At 47.4% G+C, this 18,984-nt stretch carries 16 protein-coding genes; 2 read left to right on the plus strand and 14 right to left on the minus strand.

Annotated elements, in window-relative coordinates; translation table 11 throughout:
• Positions 1-53: 53 nt before the first annotated feature.
• From ACQ6WK_RS15945 to ACQ6WK_RS15960, 4 genes are all read right to left on the minus strand, one after another.
• On the minus strand, positions 54-1,103 hold the full coding sequence (locus ACQ6WK_RS15945) for a paraquat-inducible protein A (RefSeq protein ID WP_432798383.1): 1,050 nt from the start codon (positions 1,101-1,103) through the stop codon (positions 54-56).
• A gap of 27 nt (positions 1,104-1,130) precedes the next feature.
• Positions 1,131-2,111: an acetolactate decarboxylase gene (locus ACQ6WK_RS15950; RefSeq protein WP_432798384.1), complete on the minus strand. Its 981-nt coding sequence runs from the start codon at positions 2,109-2,111 to the stop codon at positions 1,131-1,133.
• Positions 2,112-2,331: 220 nt separating this feature from the next.
• Positions 2,332-3,660, minus strand: a complete 1,329-nt coding sequence (locus tag ACQ6WK_RS15955) for a DUF1501 domain-containing protein (protein ID WP_432798385.1) — start codon at positions 3,658-3,660, stop codon at positions 2,332-2,334.
• Positions 3,661-3,701: 41 nt separating this feature from the next.
• Positions 3,702-5,360, minus strand: a complete 1,659-nt coding sequence (locus tag ACQ6WK_RS15960; protein WP_432798386.1) for a DUF1800 domain-containing protein — start codon at positions 5,358-5,360, stop codon at positions 3,702-3,704.
• 316 nt (positions 5,361-5,676) lie between these two features.
• Between ACQ6WK_RS15960 and ACQ6WK_RS15965 the strand changes: the two genes are divergently transcribed.
• On the plus strand, positions 5,677-6,504 hold the full coding sequence (locus ACQ6WK_RS15965) for a sugar phosphate isomerase/epimerase family protein (RefSeq protein WP_432798387.1): 828 nt from the start codon (positions 5,677-5,679) through the stop codon (positions 6,502-6,504).
• Between the two features lie 78 nt (positions 6,505-6,582).
• On the opposite strand, the gene ACQ6WK_RS15970 is transcribed toward ACQ6WK_RS15965, so the two are convergent.
• The 10 genes from ACQ6WK_RS15970 to ACQ6WK_RS16015 form a co-directional block, all read right to left on the minus strand.
• The gene (locus ACQ6WK_RS15970) at positions 6,583-7,704 is read right to left on the minus strand and encodes a protein-glutamate methylesterase/protein-glutamine glutaminase (protein ID WP_432798388.1); all 1,122 of its coding nucleotides are present in this window, start codon (positions 7,702-7,704) and stop codon (positions 6,583-6,585) included.
• Positions 7,705-7,757: 53 nt separating this feature from the next.
• The gene (locus tag ACQ6WK_RS15975) at positions 7,758-9,206 is read right to left on the minus strand and encodes a DUF342 domain-containing protein (protein ID WP_432798389.1); all 1,449 of its coding nucleotides are present in this window, start codon (positions 9,204-9,206) and stop codon (positions 7,758-7,760) included.
• A 62-nt stretch (positions 9,207-9,268) separates the two neighbouring features.
• Positions 9,269-9,637 (minus strand): response regulator, encoded by a 369-nt coding sequence (locus ACQ6WK_RS15980; protein ID WP_432798390.1) that lies wholly within the window; start codon positions 9,635-9,637, stop codon positions 9,269-9,271.
• A gap of 103 nt (positions 9,638-9,740) precedes the next feature.
• A complete protein-coding gene (locus ACQ6WK_RS15985; RefSeq protein WP_432798391.1) occupies positions 9,741-10,214 on the minus strand; it encodes a chemotaxis protein CheX in 474 nt (157 codons plus the stop codon).
• A gap of 16 nt (positions 10,215-10,230) precedes the next feature.
• Entirely contained in the window at positions 10,231-12,558 is a 2,328-nt protein-coding gene (locus tag ACQ6WK_RS15990; protein ID WP_432798392.1) for a chemotaxis protein CheA, read from the minus strand.
• 16 nt (positions 12,559-12,574) lie between these two features.
• Complete coding sequence (locus tag ACQ6WK_RS15995; RefSeq protein WP_432798393.1) at positions 12,575-13,438, minus strand: CheR family methyltransferase; 864 nt, start codon at positions 13,436-13,438, stop codon at positions 12,575-12,577.
• 80 nt (positions 13,439-13,518) lie between these two features.
• Positions 13,519-14,076 carry a chemotaxis protein CheW gene (locus tag ACQ6WK_RS16000; protein WP_432798394.1) on the minus strand — a complete coding sequence of 186 codons (558 nt, stop codon included), beginning with the start codon at positions 14,074-14,076 and terminating at the stop codon, positions 13,519-13,521.
• Between the two features lie 279 nt (positions 14,077-14,355).
• Positions 14,356-14,787, minus strand: coding sequence for an RrF2 family transcriptional regulator (locus ACQ6WK_RS16005; RefSeq protein WP_432798395.1), 432 nt, complete (start codon positions 14,785-14,787; stop codon positions 14,356-14,358).
• Between the two features lie 39 nt (positions 14,788-14,826).
• Positions 14,827-15,249: a hypothetical protein gene (locus tag ACQ6WK_RS16010; protein ID WP_432798396.1), complete on the minus strand. Its 423-nt coding sequence runs from the start codon at positions 15,247-15,249 to the stop codon at positions 14,827-14,829.
• A gap of 373 nt (positions 15,250-15,622) precedes the next feature.
• A complete protein-coding gene (locus tag ACQ6WK_RS16015; RefSeq protein WP_432798397.1) occupies positions 15,623-16,756 on the minus strand; it encodes a hypothetical protein in 1,134 nt (377 codons plus the stop codon).
• 493 nt (positions 16,757-17,249) lie between these two features.
• Between ACQ6WK_RS16015 and ACQ6WK_RS16020 the strand changes: the two genes are divergently transcribed.
• The gene (locus ACQ6WK_RS16020; RefSeq protein ID WP_432798398.1) at positions 17,250-18,767 is read left to right on the plus strand and encodes a leucyl aminopeptidase family protein; all 1,518 of its coding nucleotides are present in this window, start codon (positions 17,250-17,252) and stop codon (positions 18,765-18,767) included.
• The last annotated feature ends 217 nt before the right edge of the window (positions 18,768-18,984 follow it).

An 18,984-nucleotide genomic window follows, 5' to 3' on the forward strand; every position in this document is an offset into this window, starting at 1 on the left:
AGTCCCGCATGTCGTGCGCGGGGCTGCTTCTTTGCGCGATAAATGTAACATGCCTAATGCTGTTTTTTATGTTTGTGCGTTTTCCGAATGCCACTGACAAACCAGAATGTGAAGATCATGATCGCAATCACACCACATAGAAGAAACAGGCCAGACTGTGCTTTGGTGTAGATGAGACGCTTGCCTTCGAGCAAGAAAACCAAAAGCGCAAGGCCAAACACATCCAACATAGACCAGCTTGCTACCGCGCTCAATATCGCATCAACACGGCGGTGCCCTTTGGGCGAAAACCAACCCAACCAAACCACAAGCAACAAAAGCAAGCTAGTGATAGGCCAAATAATTAGCACAAGAAAAATAAAAACAGAAAGCACAGGCGCATCCGCATCCCAAAGTGTTGCCGCAGTTGTATAGATATTGAAGGCATGCTGATTAAACATGAAACCTTCGATTTTGATGAACGGAGCGGCAATTAGTGCGCCAAGCGAGATCGCAGAAACTAGCCAGACCGTGGGGATAAGCAAATTTCGCCAGCCACTCTTCATCATAAGTGAATACGCATCTGATGGGCGGAGTAGCTCACCATGATCGATTCCTTCAATCGCCTCATTCATATGTTTAATGATGAGGGATGTGAACATACTGATGAAAATCGCAGCTAAGAAAAAATAAACACCAAAGCGTATCTTCGAGCTGATAAAAAATTGATCATTGGTTAGCACAAGGATAATACAAACTACAAAAATATCGAGCATTGACCATTTGCCGAGTTGCTCGAGTATTTCAATCATGCGCCGCCGACGAATCGGATGATGAATCACAAACCAAATGATCGCGATCAAAGTAAGCTTGACAAACGGGAAGATAATCGAAAAACCAAGAATCAAACCCGCAACCACATATAACTTGGCTTGCCACATCAAACGTACAGAATTGGGCAAGCTATAAACCTCCTCAGGCTTTAGAAAAACGTGGATCTCCATGAATGGCACCGACAATGCGATGACATTACACACCAAGGATAAACTCCACAATATGAGAACGAAGTAACCGCGCTTGCCGAAGTGCGTTGCCATCGATGATAATTGGGGAGACGTCATCATTCGGCCTTATCAGTTCATACATAGATGCTATTCAAGATGTGATAGCCCAGTTGCACCTTCAGTTGATTTATCTTCAGTTGGCTCGGGTTTCGGAGGAAGTGGTGGTTCAGGGCGCGGTGGGATTGGATAAGGCTCGCCCGGCCTGGGAGGTTCATCTTTGATATCATCTGTTGGTGCTACGGCTGATGCTTGTGATGGGGTATTAAGTGGCTCGTGTATAACCTCACTCGCACGAGACATTTCCTCGGCTTCATTAACGGGAACAACATCATCACGCTTAAAACCAGGCGATGGATTCATCACCAGTAGCTGATCCATATCACAAAACTCGATTGAGCCTTGCGTAATCGCCGCATCAATCACATGGCCACCACTTTTTTTATCGTCACTAATCCAGTGGAAATGAAAGTTGTCCGCGTTAAGATCTCCATACCATGCAGGATAATAAAAACCGACGAGCGTGCCGGAAACATTGCGTTGCGTGAAACGTGTCTCAAAAGTTTCAACTTGTGTAAACGGCTTATATGGTGGCGATTGCTTAGGAAAGGAGCGGTATTGTACTTCGCCAAAATCGCCTTTGATTTTAATCGCGTACAGTTTATCTGCATCCAAACGAACACGAAGCAATTCAATCTCCATATCAATAAGGCGGATTGGATCGGTGATGGGGCTGGCATGCTCTGGTGTGAAAAAACATACGGTCGCAAAAGGTGTGGTTGTAGTTAGCAACGGCTGCTTAACTTGTCCGCGCTCATCAGCTTGATAAAACTGACCGTCCAGTAAGATCATCTCGCCATCTAGGTCGGCATAAGTACCAAGTCCAAAATTGCCACGCGATAACATGTCTGCAATAGCTATCGTACCCTGGTAGTCACCAACCAATAGTGTATGGTAGCTGCCTTGTTGCGTGACGGTATTAGGTTGCTTGATTGGTGCAGCACCTGCATCGCTGGCTGGCTTGCAACCTGCTAATGCGAAAATAATCAGTACACACAAAATACAAATCATCACAGCAAATCTTAAACAGCGAAATTGATAGGCGTTCATCATGATTTCCTCATGGCTTATATGACCGCGCGCAGCAATAAGCTGTGCGTGTTGGTTACCGTTATCCATGGGAAAATTATGATCCGTGCCAATAGATATGTCGGACGGTTGCCTGCAAATCGGACAGTCCGGAGGGATGCACCTGAAAAGTCCGCGTGTTATACGCAGCAAGAATACTTATTTATGCATTTGTTTTGAAGAGCTTGAGATACTTATTGTCTGCGGAATATTTGGGGAAGAAATCGTGTGCCTCATGATCAAACGAAAATAGGCCGGTTAAAACCGAAGCAAAGACATCACGGAAGTCTACGTGCACAGGCAGATCGCGACCCTGATAAAGATTGCGGCGTTGTAAGCCTGACCACTTGCCCATGACTTTACCACCAGCAACCGGCCCCCCGATGGCCATCATAAATCCGCCGTGCCCATGATCTGAACCGTTGTTACCGTTCTCTTTAACAGTTCTACCAAACTCAGACATGACAAGGATGACGGTATTGTTGATGTGTGGGCCAATATCAGTAACAAAAGCCCCGATCGATTGTGAAAGGTTGTCAAGCATGCGCGCCATAATGCCACCAGTTGAACCCTGATAAGCATGATGATCCCAACCATTGTAGTCCACACCCGCAACTTCCAATTTTTGATCAATGTTGATGATCTTGGCAAGCTGTCTGAGTTTAGGACCAAGTCCTCCAGATGGATATTCCGACTTTGATTCACGGGATCGCATCAGCTCATTGATGCGCTTCACACGTTGCACACCTTGGTAGCCTGCCTGCATGATACGCTGCTTGTTCTCATCCGCATTCTTGGGTTGATCAGAGCCGATGAGATGTGTCTTCCCTTTTGCTTCGCTTGATTGCATCGCACCCTCTTCACAAGCATAGAGCGATGCAAATGGCGCGGCCACTGATTCAGCATTGCTTCTAGGCATGACCGCAACAGGATATTGCCCACGCAATGATCGCGGCAAGATCGATTGCATAGCAATCGCGCGAAGTGGATGATCGTCGGATTTCTGCGTGAGAGAAAGATAACGATTCAGCCAACCTTCAGTCACCGTTTTGATGCCGGGTGCAGCACGCTCCATAAAATCCTGTGCATCAAAATGCGAACGTGTCGGATGCTTGGATCCAACACACATAATGGTCGTTAATAAATCTTGCCTAAACAACTCGACAAGCGGAGCTGCAGCAGGATGGAAACCCCAGTAATTATTTAATCGTAAAATACCACGACGGCCATCTTGTGATTGTTGTGGTACTGCAATGGTTGGGCGCATTCGGTAATAAAGATCATCACCGAACGGAATCATGGTTGATAATGGGTCCGCACCACCACGAAGATAGATCGCAATGAGTGTTGGCGTTTCCTTACACCCGCTCATATTCGCAAGATCATCTGACTGTGCAAACGCACGTGCAGCAAGCATGGGAGAAAACGTACCCGCGGTGCTGGCTGCTAGCATGGCTGAAGCTTTTAGAAAATCTCTGCGTGTGGTTCCCATAGTCTTGTCTCAACGATATTGTGATACGAAACGATTCTGATTTACTGCATCTGAAAATCTGGCGAGCCAAGCAGTAACGTCATGGCATGTGTTTTGGTCTTTGCATCCTTCATGGCCGTGACAAGCTCTTCACTGGCAAGTGATGGCACAATGAATTGATCATAAATGCGCGATATTGGTTTGGTATAGGTTTGATGCTTTACGCCCCGGATATTGTTACGAGCTAAATCGTTCGCAAACTGCCAGCGATATACCATGACACCCGGGTCAAGCCACGCCTCTGCCTGATCGTAGTATCCGGTCGGATCCCCACAACGATAAAGGTCCTGCCCCATCAAGCTGAGATAATAAGTCAGGCTACCGGTGGAAGTGATTGTGGCATTATTAGCGCGAAGTGATGCGATAGTAAACTCAAAGGGTGTACGAAACTTTACTTGGAAATTTTGCCTGTAGAGAAAATCATCTGAAAGCACGATGGCCTTATAGACCTTGGAGAGATCACCTTTGGATTTACGAAAAACAGATGCCACCTGTTTGACCAGCGTAGGGGATGGATCGTCGCGAATAAGATATCGGCAAAGCTTATATGAAATGAACGTGGCAGTGTTTGGATGCAGTGCAAGTTTACGAATAACACCGATGCCTTCGTTAATCCCGTCGCGACCCTTCATGCGCAAGCCAAGTACGTTCTTAGGATTGGTATCGTGTACTTTTGGCCGAAAGATAAAGCCATACTCCGCGCCTTCTTTGCCATAGTATGAACCATCAGACCAGCCCGCCGACCAGCCGGTGAGCACTCGAGCTAATTCTATAACGTCATATTGTGTGTAGTCGTTATCCACCCCAAGCGTGTGCAATTCCATAAGCTCGCGGGCATAGTTTTCGTTAAGTCCACGATGACGGCCAAGCGCCTGCACCGATCGTGGAACGTACTTGCGATCGTCATATCGCTCAAGCAGATTCTGCTCAATCTCTGAAAGCGGTTTTTGAGAAACAATATTATCGAGAAAGATAAGCATCGCGGGATGCTGAGCGGTGGCAAGTAGTAAACGATCGAATTTGCCAAACGCATAGCGGCGAAGCGTTTGTTCGAAATGATTTGCGTGATACGCCACATCATCTTTGTTTTGATCGATAGAAAAATGATTTCGCCAGAAGTCGATAATGATCTCTTCAAATTGACGATTTGAATGAACCGCTCTGTAGATTACGTAAGCACGCAATTGTTTTTTAAGCTCGCTACGCATCCGATTTCGATGACGGGTATTCTCCAGCGATGTTTTATCTGGATCATCCCTTGGCATGTATTGCCGGAGTGAATCCGTCATCGACATATACATCGAAGGAAATTTTTCGCGGCAATATGCCTCCACCTCATCATTATCAACTGTTCTTGGACTTAGCTGGGCATCAATCCATGATGTATGACCTTGCGTGATAATCTCTTCGATCTGTCCTGGCTTAGGGCCAAAGGCAAGACGGCTTAATACATGATGCGCAATCTCATCGGGCTGAAGTGGATCGCCTTGATTAACTTCAGCCTGCTGCGTGCTTCTTCTCAAAGATCGTGTTGAGATACGCTTCTGTTTTTTCTTGATTGATTGTTGTTGCGTTTTAGATTTGGTGGTGATTGAAGGCTGTGTTGCAGCAGGTTGAGTAGCCGCGGGCTGATCTGCTGCAATACAGAATGAAAGCATCATGAAAAATATCGCGACTGTAGACAATCGATTTAGAAATAGCCTCTCTGTGAACATGCGGATGTAATGCTGCAAACACTGAGGCATGGGTTCATCCATTCTGCGGATCGCAAAAGTAATAATCATTCTGAATGATTCATCTAACCTGATAACACCATCATAATTAATGATGGGGGGTCGCAACAAGTATCTGTCAATAATGTCGCAATATAACGAGATATGAGCTATTGAGTAGGTGAGAATATCCGCTACAGTATGGCTCCGTGATGCAGTGGGTACTTCGTTAAACAGAGTTATTGCTTGCTAAAAGGAGCAACGGATGAGTACGTATGCGTCAACGCTGGGTGTTTGTAGCTGGTCACTACAACCGAAAAATGAACGAGAGTTAGTAGATGCGATTAAGCGGCTAGGTCTATATAAGGTACAGCTAGCCCTGTGCCCGGTGCGGGAGAATAAAGCTGACTGGCTAAATGTGTTTAAGATGTTGCAAGATGAATCCATAGAGATTGTCTCCGGCATGTTCGGCACAAAAGGTGAAGATTACAGCACACTTGAAACCATCAAAGCAACCGGCGGTTTAATCCTAGATCAACACTGGGATGATAACCAGGAAGCCGCCAAAGAAATCGCGGAAATTGTCAACAAGCATGACATCAAAACGATGACCTTCCATGCAGGCTTTATCCCGTCAGATCCAAATGATTCTTTATATGAAAAATTGTGCCACAGAATTCATACTGTTGCAGATATCTTCAAGGCAGCTGGCTGCGAAACATTGTTTGAAACCGGTCAGGAAACGGCCGAAGATTTGATGGCATTTTTAAACACGATGAATCGAGATGATATCGGGATTAACTTTGATCCCGCAAATATGATCCTCTATGGCAAGGGCGATCCCATTGCTTCATTGACCCAACTCATTTCCAAAGTGCGACAAGTGCATATAAAAGATGCAGTAGCTACAAAGCAGCCAGGCACGTGGGGCAGTGAAGAAAAAGCTGGAACAGGTGAGGTAGATTGGCCAGCATTTATAAAGGTGCTGAACGATCACCAGTATGCAGGCAATCACGTGATTGAACGTGAAGCGGGAGATAGCCGCGAAGCAGATATTGCTGTCGCAGCAGAACTAATCAGTAGTCTCCTATAGCCCAGTGGCCAACCATAAATAACAAAACAGGCACGTCTCATATGAGCGGCGCCTGTTTATTCATGACTAGTTATTTAACTAACCAGCTTGCTTTGTAACACTGGTACCAACAATATTCGCAAGACATTCCGCAATCTGTTCAGGTTTCAATGATGCTTCGATCAACTTGGCATTGGTGACTGCCTTGGGCATGCCATAGACAACACACGTGTCGGGGTGTTGTGCGATGATTTTAGCACCTTTGGCACTCAAGTTAGTCGCGCCCACCTTCCCGTCTTCACCGATGCCGGTAAGAACCACACTAAGCGACCGTGCGCCAAATGTATTTGCTGCAGAAGTAAACAGCGCGTCAACGCTTGGTTTATAAACAGCCTCTTCGGGTTTGCTGTTCACCGCAAATCTATATCGGTGACTGATTGTTTTCTGCAAATGTGTATGCTGACCACCGGGTGCGATATAAATATGCCCACCCTCAATTGACATTCGATCTTCAGCATGAACAACTGGTAAGTTACAAATACCATCTAATCGAGTTGCCATAGACTGGGTAAAGAGTTTTGGCATGTGCTGGGCAACAACAACAGGAAGCGTAAAGTTTTCCGGAATGGCGGTCAAAATTGTTTCGAGGATTGGCGGACCACCAGTGCTTGATCCAATGCAAACCACATCAAAACTATTGGTTTTGAAGCTCGGCATTTTCGTGGGTAGCAATTCATGCGTTAATGCTGTGGATGATACCGCTCTAGTGGTACGCGTTGATTTTGTATCAGTTGGGGAAGCTGCTGATATCCTGTGACTCTGCTTTGCAAGTGCTCTTACAATCGTCAGTAGGTGATCTTTGATATCTGAAATTTTTGTTGAGAAAGTTGAATGGTCTTTCGCAATCACATCAGCTGCACCAAGTCGCAACGCCTGCAAAGATGAAACTGAGCCTTCTGTCGTTAGAGAGCTGATCATGATCACATTAGCTTGCGAATTTTCACGTTTGATTCTGCGAAGTGCGGTGAGTCCATCCATCTCTGGCATTTCAATATCGAGTGTGATGACATCTGGCTTAAGCTCACCTGCAAGCTTAACTGCTTCTGCTCCATTCCTTGCTGTTTTGATGACCGTAACATCACGTGCCGAATCAAGCATATCGCTGATCGCTCGGCGCATGAAGGCGGAATCATCTACAACAAGCACTCGAATCTGACTCATGTACTTTCAACTCTCTCTAATATCTGAATTCGGATAAGGCATATATCGGGCAGTTACGAATCGTTTGTTAGTTCAGTAACACTAGCAATTTCGGTGATTGATCGAATATTTTTACCCGTGCCTTTCATAACGAGTGTACCGTCTGGAGCCTCCTTAATATTCAACGGGCCGCGACATTCACTGTTAATCATATAACGTTGCTTACGACAAATAATTTCAACACCTAGATATAAATGTTTACCGATGTTGAGATCAACAAGACGGATTTCATCTATGGTTGCAGACAAACCGGCTAACCCGCTCCTTGCCCTCTCAATTTGTTTTTTAAGCTCTTCCGATGTGAACATACATTGAGTTTGCGTTTCCATGTCAGAGGGTGCAAGGTTTCCCTGTGTCGACATGTCTTTATACATCTGGATCTGATCAATTATCACTGCGTGCTCTTGCTCAAGAAGTTCAATCATCTCAATAAATTCATCTTGAAACGGCTCAAGCAATGGAACCGCACCGAGATGCAGAATGGTTTTCGTACCACCTTCAGACCCAAGTGATGCAATGTTTACATCACGTGTCACCGTTGTTTCTCCGCCGATGACAATAGCACCAGGTGAATCGATTCGGCCATGCACAGTAAGCCGAGAACCGATAATCTCTTTCGCAATAAGAAGATCCTTTTGAATAATCGCATCAACATTATCGAGATACTTGCTGACCATGTTACCGCCAGCATTTGCCTCGGCGCGTGTTCTTCCGGAATAGCCGCGTTCAACAGTAATGTTCTTGCCAGCTAAAATCGTTGCGTCTTCGACAAAACCGTTGACGGTGATATTGCCTTCAGCCTTCACCACAAAGCAGTCACGAATGTCTTGACGAATTTCGACATCACCTGAGAAATCAATATTGCCAGTCGCGAAATCGACATTATCCTCAATGACCAATGTCGGCTCGATCGAAACGTTGCGTCCATCACGTACAAGAACACCGGGTACTTGAGCGATGAGCTGTCCCTGCGAATCAACCAAGATCGACTCGTCAATATCATAGATACACTTCAAAGGTTCCTTGGCAAGAATGGTTTTGCCCGTGACATCCCGACCATCGGTGCCAAGCGAAGCAGGAACCTGCTTGCCAATAATCTGTTCTGCCTGAACGACGACAAATGCAGAACGCTCATAGTGTGAAACATTCTTTTTCTCTTCCTCTTCATCCTCCTGATCAACAAACCAATCAATGGTGCCATCAACTCCGGGAACAGCAGGCGTTGCGCGCGAGATAACCTCACGGATATCTTTGTTCCGTGAGGCTTTCGCTTTCTTGATCACAGCAGTCATTTGTTTATTGACGTCGTCTGAAACCTCGATGCCAGCTTCCATAACGACCGTCATGCAGAGTGGTTCATTGATCAGCTCACGATCAATCGATGCAGCAATCACTAACTCTGCTGTTGTTTTATCAGCAGAGACCACAGCCCGGACATTCTGTTCCGCCGGTGCCTGCGACATGTTGCTGCTCCACCTTGCTCAAGGCTGTTGTATCGTCCGCGTTTATCAAGCATGCTGCTCGATTAAGCTGCGGTACGTGTCAACGTTTCCTTGATACGTTCAGATAACACATCAGGCGTGAAAGGCTTCACAACATAATTGTTCACACCTGCTTTAATGGCTTCAACAACACGCATTTTTTCAGCCTCGGTCGTAACCATAATGATGGGAGCTTTGCGGCCAGATTCACGGTACTGCTTGACGAAGGTCAAGCCATCCATGTTTGGCATATTCCAGTCAACCAAGAGTAAATCTGGTTCGAATGCACCCACTTTCGAGAGAGCGTCCAACCCATCAACCGCCTCCTCGATTTCCTGGTAACCCAACTGAGTAAGAATACCCCGCTGAATATTTCGCATCGTTTTTGAATCGTCTACGAGTAGTACTTTCATCCTATGACTCCAAGTCAATCTTGACTGATTGAAAGATAAGCTAGTATCAACGCCCCAACGACTATCCGCTTAGTTTCAATCATGATTAATTTATTTGTAAAACTTATACGGTAACGTCGGCAGTTTGTCGGATACCGACTTCGACAGAGAATTCGCCACAGTCAGAGCTGCAGGGAATTTCAACAAGTGTCAGATCTTTCTGGCCATGAATCTGGTGAGACGAACCCACGACGACTGATGGACAGGTAATTGACACGTTCTTGTCAACAAACTGAGCCTTTGCGCCACCGGAAACCATGTTGACGAGTTCACCGACAGCATCGGCAAAATCCTCGTGTGTGCTGCTCATCTCCATCCCGGTGAAGATACTGACGATGCGTTCAGCAGTCGCAGTTGGAAAGCTCAGCACGATGGTTCCAGAAACGTCACCGGACATACCGATGATGCCAGAAACATCAAATGAAGGTGTGCTCTCGGCTTTAAGACTTGGCTCGTTAATCTGCACGGGCAGCTGGAGCATAGTCTCAAAGACGTTCTGAACCGATTTCATAAAAGGAATAATGTAACTCTGATTCATTCTGAATCTCCTGTGATCAAGCGGCGATCTTATCTTGCCCCGAGTTAGATGGTTGTTTCAGTAACTGCACCACATCGAGAATCAGGCACACATCACCGTCTTCTTGAATGGTCGCACCACTAAAAGGTCCGCCCTGTGTATATGAATCATCTAACGGTTTAATGACTATTTCCTGTTGTCCTACAAGCGTGTCCACAACAAGACCTGCAGTTTGTCCACCCACAGAGACAATGACAGCAAAACGGCTACTTTCACTTGTATCATTCTCGTTCAGTCGGTCACGTAGATTGATGAGGGGTATCACCGAATCACGTAGTCTCATGACTTGTTGGCCTTTGATTGAGTACTCTGACTGTTCATCTGGCCGTACAATTTCAAGAATCGATTGAAGCGGGATTGAATAAAGATGCTTGCCCACACCAACAACCATTGCAGGCATAATGGCAACGGTTAGTGGAATGAGGATTTCAATGGTGGTGCCTTTACCCTTCTTGGATGCAATATTGATCGTACCATTGAGTTTATTAATGTTGGTACGCACTACATCCATGCCGACGCCTCGACCGGAAAGGTCGGAAACCTGTTCCGCGGTTGAGAAGCCTGCCTCAAAGATAAAGCGGAAAACATCATTGTCTGAAAGAGCAGCCAATTGATCTGGTGTTGTCAGGCCACGTTCAAGAGCTTTGTTGCCGATGACTTCACGGTCAAGGCCTTTCCCGTCGTCTTGAATAGCGACACGGACGTGTGAACCTTGATGTTCTGCTGAAAGTTTAATGGTCCCGGTTTCAACTTTCTTGGCATCTTTGCGCGTCCCTGGATTCTCAACACCATGGTCCGCACTATTTCGCAGAATATGAACCAATGGATCGGCAAGCTGCTCAAGAACGGATTTATCAACTTCGGTTTCTTTACCCTCAATCACAAGATTAATCTTCTTGTCAGTCATGCGAGCAATGTCACGGATAACCCGTGGATAACGATCGAACAATTTGGCCAATGGTTGCATGCGCGTCCGCATCACACCAACCTGCAACTCACCCATCAAGCGATCAAGTTCGCCTGAAGCAGCAGTAAACTCTTCTGAGATTTCTGGAGAAGCGCTACAATCCTTCAATGAACGTGTCAGCGCAAGTACACGGTTTTTATTGAGAACGAGCTGGCCAACAAGATTGAGCAGCGACTCAAGGCGACCAACTTCCACACGAATCGTCTGCTCAACAGTTCGCTTGGCAACAGGTTTTTCTTCTGTTTTTGCCTTAGATTCAGTTGTTGTGTTTGCGGGCTCGTTTGTAGCTGCGGGAGCAGGCTCCAACTCGGGTGCAGCTTGCATCTCCGCAACAACAGGCGCAATTTCAGTGGCAGGTTCAGATGGAGCAGCAGCAGCAGTTTCATTGAGTACGCCATCAAGTACAAGGACTTGCATCGCATCGTTCTGATGTGCACCCATTAGTGACGCTTCAAGTGGCTTGTCTTCACAGAGCGTTTCGATACGGCTCATGAATGTTTCTAAAGACCAAGCTAATACGCGAGAACGTGTCAGCGCATCCGTTTGCGTATCAATCAGATGCTTTGCTGCACGAAGGCGAACCACAAGCTCAGGTAGTATTTCATGCGAACACTGATTGAGTTTCTGAGCGACATCATCCAAAGATTTCACGACAAGGCACAAATCATCAAGCTCAAAGAAATCTGCAGTCTTAACCATGCTGTCCGCAACTTCGGCGAGGTTCTCTGATGCATCTTGCCTGGCAGCATCATTCAGAATATTGTCGAAGATGCCATCGAGCTGTTTGGAATAGTCTTGGAGGTCAATCACCATGAATTCAAGCAGATCCGCTTTTTGCGGCGGAAGCTTGAGCTCCGTTCCTTCTTCGTTATCTGATGAAGCTTCCGTATTATCTGTTACTGTAGATTCCGCAGGATCTTCAGCGGCTTGCTCATCATCACTACCGGAAGAAATCGCGTGGAGCGTTGCGATCAAATCGTCTGGACCTTCAGGCGCTTCTTCGCCGTTCACAAGCGCTTCGATCTGATCACGAACAATATCTGCACTGCGAAGCAAAGCATCCATGACTTGTGGCGTCACACTAACTTCACCTTTACGCAGACAATTAAGTGCATCTTCAGCGGCATGTGCGAAGGTCGTAACCGCGGTCAATCCGAGGAAGGATGCTGCGCCTTTGATGGTATGCAATGCGCGAAAGCAGCTGTTGCATAATTCGGCTGATTCTTCATCAGAAACGGACTCAAGTTTCACCAGATCGGTGTCGAGCTGCTCAATGAGCTCGCCGGCTTCTGTGAGAAAGTCCTGCAGTAATGATGGATCCATATCATCGAATGACATTACGTCTCTCCTCTACTTAGACTTTCTGGTAAACAAAAGCTTGTGGTGCGGGGAGTTGTTCAAAAGGCACGTTGAGGCTGCGTAAAGATTCGGAGTGGCCAATGAAAAGATAGCCATCTTTAGCAAGCTGATCATGAAAGATGCTGATCACATTCTTACGCATATCATCATCAAAATAGATCAATACGTTGCGGCAGAAAATAACGTCGAACGTGCCAAAGCGTTTTGCGGATACGCGGTCTTTTAGATTGAGTTTTTCAAAGCGGCACATGCTCTTGATGTTTTCGTCCAGGTGGTAGTAGCTACCTTCCTGTTTGAAGTATCGGTTAAGGACCATTTCATTAAGCGAACGGACGGAGTAATGAGGGTACTTACCTTCTTGCGCTTGCTTGAGTACTTTTTCGCTGATGTCAGTACCCAGGATTTCGATTTTCCAGTCCATGGCTCGAATGCCAAGTGAACGATGAAGTTGGATGGCCATGGTGTAGGCTTCTTCGCCGGTGGATGATGCACTGGACCAAAGACGAAGCGTTTTGGTGTCTTTGCGCGCTTCGATCAATTGCGGCAGAACCTGTTGTTCAAAGTAATCAAGCTGTGGCTCGTTTCGAAAAAAGGAAGTTTCATTGATGGTGATGCGGTTGAACATCTCCTGAAACTCTTCCATCTGATACGGGCCAGCGGTCAAGAACATGATGTACTGGCTGAAATCTTCAAACTCAAGCTCCTCAAGTCGACGTGATAAACGTGATTCAAGGACATACTTTTTCGAATCAAGAAAATGAATCCCGGCTCGTTTGTAAATCACATCACGGAGCTGATCGAACTGAGCTTCGGTCATCTTGATCGTATTAACTTTCGACATTGAAGAAGATAGCGCCATAGATAATGTGTCCAGTATGATGCCTGTATGATTTCAATCATGTTGAAATCATTTGTTATTAGAACGTTGCTGAATGATGATCACGCAGCAGCAGACGAAGAAGCAATGCGTGCTAACTCATCCGCATCGTAATCAGAGAAAAGTTTTTCAAGATTAAGCATGATCAATAGACGATCTTTAAGCTTGCCGACACCTTGGATGTAGTCGGTATCCACGCCACTACAGATGGTGGGTGGTGGCTCAACAATATTTGAGCTGATTCTGAGAACTTCGTTAACGCGATCGACAGTAAAACCGATCACACGCTTGGCAACTTCGATCACAATAATGCGAGCATCAGCGGTGTCATTAAGCTCACCCATATCGAATCGTTTACGAAGATCGATAACAGGAATGATTTTGCCGCGCAGATTGATAACACCCTCAACGTACTCTGGACTTTGCGGTACACGGGTGATCTCCATCATCCGATTGATTTCCTGAACACTCAGAATGGGCACGGCAAATTCTTCTTCACCAACAACAAAACTTACCAGTTGTAGCAACTCACCTTCACCAGCGGCGTTAAGAGAATTGAGATCATCTGTGTCACCCAGTTGACTGACACTATCATTTAGGCCATTTTGTGGATCTGACATTGCTATGCCTCCATTTAATCATGAACTGCTGCTTTGAACTTAAGAAAGGGCAACTGAATTCAAACACAGGTGTGGGCTGAACCCACTCTGTGTAAACCATCGGTGTCTTGCATAGGTGTCTTTAGGTGGAAACTCTCGTTCCAAATAACGTCTTGCGTAAGCCCTATAAATGTTGCCTTCATGCAATAGAAGTAAGGCATGGTTTGTTGATGAAATTTGGAATCAACAAAAAACCCTGCAAGTGCAGGGTCGTTCATCGTTCATTTTGGATTCAGCAGATTATCCTGCTGCGGCAAGATTCGGTGGTTGTTCAATATAGATCAAATCTGCAACGTTGTATCGCTCTAATGATTCGCGGAGTTGATCTGCGGCGTTCTGACAGGCGCGGTGGAGGATGTTCATGGAGTGATCGAGACTGTGCGGGTGTTGGCTTATGGGCATTTCACCAGCGATGGGGCCGTCGATCGCTTCGACAATTTCTAGGAGGGAGATCGAATCAGCGGGACGCTGAAGGATGTATCCACCAGAGCGACCGAGTTGGGATTTGATCAAACGATGGCGCGAAAGCGCTTGAAGAATTTTTAGAGCGGAGTCTGTGGGGATACCAAGGTGCTCAGCGACAGCGCGCGCCTGGGTTGGGCCACTGTTGGTTCTGCCTGCGAGAAACGCGATGGCGAGAGCTGCGTGTGCTGAGGTTTTACTAAGTTTCATAAGAGCACCGACTTTCCATGTGTGCGGCGCTCTGTGCTGTCATGAGAATGATTTGTTCTCATTGAGCTTATTCAGGATCGTTTCCCAGAGCGGATCGATGTTGGATGATAAAAGACCCAAACGTGCATCGATGCGCCAAAGCGAAACTGTGAGTCCGTTAGGTAGATGTGGGTTCCAGTCTACGCATGCGCGGCAGGGAAGAAGCTTGTCATGAAGCAGACGTGTTTGTCGCTTCGATTGACTGCAATCAACTTGTTCCCAGAGCCTACTTACCCATGCACGGTTAAGTGATGGATATGATTGAGTTGCATCCATCGCTCCGAAGAGAGAGAGCACAACCCGGGCTGCGTCACTGGCCCACAGCAACTTGCCGGACTGACCGATCCTGAAGATCGCGCCGCAAAGTACCGTATTGCCAAAAGACGAACGAACCCGTCGACAGCTTGCGCGTTTGGCGCTCATGTCGGCGGGCTGCATCACAGGTCGCACTACTTGGGACAGGGCCTGTGCTGCAACAATATCCCTGGTATCAGACGCCACGGTCTAATGCTCCGGGACCCACCCCGTTGAAAGGGTCTATCGACCATGTGTAAAGATTCACTTTAGGTGCCCAAAAGCCATGTTTTATCGGACACGACTATATCGACTTCCCGGGGTTTATACTGGTAAACCCGCGGCACGTCTGATACGTTCATCGTAGGCACAACATGCGACTGATAGCTTCTAAGAATCACATGTGGCACGTCTTCTATGGCATGCCTGCAGGCGAAATACTGACAGAAAAAAACGCTACCCAGATCTGAGTAGCGTTTCATGTATGCATATGCGTTTTGGTTTATTCCGCTTCCGGTATTTCAACTTTGAGTTGATCAGGGGTCATGGCGAATGGCCCCTTCTTAAGGATACGTTCCCAACGGTCAATCTGAACCAAGATGAAGTTCCAGTCTGCTCGCTTAAGGGCAGAAGTAATTTCTTCGGGTTGGCGTTCACCAGGTGCAAGGTTGGTTACAGCAAAACGGAGGATGCTATCACATTGCTCGATCATTGAAGGACGATCGTTGCTGGTCGCTGCATCAGCGGTTTCTTCGGATTCAAGTTGCATAGTCACCAATCGCATATAGCGATATGAGATTGAAGTGAGGTCGTTGATTTGCTGGATGACGCCGGCGCGGTTGTTGGCGTAATCGCTGATCACGCGACGATACATATCCTGAAGGGCGTTAAGTTCTGGAAGGTAGTGAAGTGCTGGGTTCTCGGCATGAACACTGATACGAGCGCTCAGCACGTTCATCAAAACAGCACGAGCTTCAGCAATTTTCATTGCGTTCAAAGCTTTGAGTTGTTCGGCAAGCGCGGCAGATTGAGTCTCTAAACCTAGGGCTTTTTCGAGAAGTTTAAGCACACCTAGCTCTTCAGATTCAACGAAGGCCTTGCGTGTGGCCATTTCAGCAGCAGCCTTAGCAGCCCAATAACGGACGGCGCCATTCTCGTCTGTGAGGCCAACTTCGATGACGGGAAGGATGTTCTCGCCGGAGACTTTAAGAATGACCCACATGGCATTGATGCGGAAAAGTAGGTGTTCGGTGGTAAGCCGCTGGCGTTCTTCTTTAGATGCTTCTGCAGGAATCTCGGGTGCTTTAAGACTGGCAGCGATCTGCGAAAGCAGGATAGCGTTATAACGTTTACGGAACTCCGCGTTTTGATCTGCTGCGGTTGATGTGCTGCGGAGCTTACGACGGGCTTTGTCTTTGTCGTTGGGAGATCCGGTGCGCAGAACGTCAAGCCAATAGGCGGTGAACTGTTCCACGGTTTGAGTTTGGTCTGCGGTGAGCGGACCGGTCGCCGCGATGATATCCGAAGGCATGGTTGTCACTTCGGTATCTTGTGCGATGGCTATATTACAGGAAGCCCCGAACAGGCCGGCGATAAGAATCGCTATGGCCCCTACCAGCGGACGCGGTCGTCTCATTATCCAATACTCCGATACAAAATGCTTTTAAGGGGAGGGCTTTAATTCTCATAAAACCAGTACGGACGTACTGTTGCAGACTATCATCCGGGGTAAAAGGTGTCAACCGAAATCCCCAAAGCACCCTATCCAAATGTTTATCCAGCATGAGTTTAGAGAATTTATTGACTTGCTGGGCAGTGGGCCATTCCGGCAGCAAGCACTAAAGGCGAGTGAAGAACTCTGTAGATAAAAGGATTAGCGGCAGAACGCAACATGGGATGAGGTCATGAATGGGGCACAGTAAACACGGAATAATGAGCAGACCCACGACCCCTGAATCCACACGCTAGAGCGGTGGGCTGGAGAAAAGTATATGCGCAGGTATGAAGTGAAAAGAGAGAGGGTGATGATCATTATTTAATGCAAAGGCGCAGGATCTTTTGACGGGCGATGCTGATCTTGTCGAGGAATAAATCAGCCAGTCTTTGCACCCCAACCATGAGGAACCAAGATGTATCGAACCATCACAGTACAGACAAAAGCGATTGATGTTGCTGAGCCGAAGTATGCTGCGGACGCAGTCGGTGTTTTCTTGAATGATAAATTGGCGCGCGTGCCGGCAGCACTGAAAGCGTTTGATGCGGCACATGGCGGGGTGATTGCGGAGGCAATCAAGCGAGAGGAATGGTCGGGTGCGCCGGGGTGTGTAACGCGGTTGTATCCCAGCAAGGGCGCGAAGCAGGTAATTGTGGTGGGTGTTGGTGAGCAAGGCACGACCAGCGGAAATGATGTTCGATTGGCGGCGGCAAACCTGTGTAAAGCGGCAAACGCTGCAGGGATTAAAAAGTTAGTGGTGATTGGTGGCGGGGCGATCAAGAAAAAAGTTGATGCGGAAATATTTGGTGCGTGGGTGGGCGATGGGTTTGCACAGGCAAACTTTGTGTTCAACAAATTTAAGGGCACAGCAAGTGGAGAGAAGCCAAAAGTAGCAAGCTTGCAAGTTATGGTTGAAGACGGGGTGCGAAAGGGATTGAATGATGCGCTGAAGGTGGGCATGGGTGTGAGTACGGCGCGACGATTGGCGGCAACGCCGCCGAATGTGGCGAGTGTGAAGTATATTGAGAAGGAATGTAAGAAGCTGGCGCGCGAGGTAGGGATGAAGTGTTCGGTGGTGAACCAGGCGAAAGCGAAAGAATTGGGGATGGGTGGATTATTGGCAGTAGGAAGCGGGAGTAAGACGCCGCCGGCAATGATTGTGTTGGAATGGAAGGGTGGTGGTGCGAAAGAGAAGCCGATCCTGCTGGTAGGCAAGTCGATCACGTTTGATACGGGTGGCTATTCGCTCAAGCCGGACGGTGGGAAAGGGATGAAGTACGACAAGTGCGGGGGCATGACGGTGATTGGAATCATGGAAGCGACGGCGCGGCTGAAGGTTAAACAAAATGTGGTTGCGGTGATTTGTGCAGCAGAAAATATGATCGATGCTGAAGCATATCGCGTGGATGACATCATCACATTCTACAATGGCGTGACGTGTGAAGTGACCAACACAGATGCGGAAGGGCGATTGGTGTTGGCGGATGGTTTGGCATGGGGAACAAAACAGTTTAAGCCACGCGTGGTGTTGGATATGGCGACGCTGACGGGCGGTGTGGTTGTCGCATTAGGTTCGTATTGTGCTGGCGTGTTCAGCACGGATGAAAAACTAACCAAGCAAATGCAACGGGCGGCGGATGTGACGGGCGAACGTGTTTGGGAACTGCCACTATGGGACGATCATCGCGGTCAGATGAAAGGGACACATGCGGACTTGGTGAACTCGGCAAACCGCGAGGCGCATCCGATTCAGGGCGCTGCATTTTTATCACACTTTGTGGGTGAGGATGCGGCGATACAGATGCCGAGCTTGCCGTGGATGCATTTAGATATTGCGGGAGTGGCATCATTTGATGCGGAAAAAGGGTTGTATGCGAAGGGACCGAGCGGCTGGGGTGTGAAGCTAGTAACAGCATATCTTCAGAACGCATGATGCCCTCGGGGCAACCGTCTATATATAGATAACGGACACACACTTAAACCTCGTCCTCATGGATGAGGTTTTTCATTGGGTAACGCAATGGGAAAAGAATGAAGGTCGGAATGTGCGGCGTGTACGGATAGGTGGAAGAAGGGATATGTGGGTTTGGAATAAATGTCGAGTGGATTGGATAGTTGAGAACGTGGGAGGCCGATATGATTGTAGATGC

Source organism: Poriferisphaera sp. WC338 (genome assembly GCF_050931845.1).
Lineage (GTDB): Bacteria > Planctomycetota > Phycisphaerae > Phycisphaerales > Phycisphaeraceae > Poriferisphaera.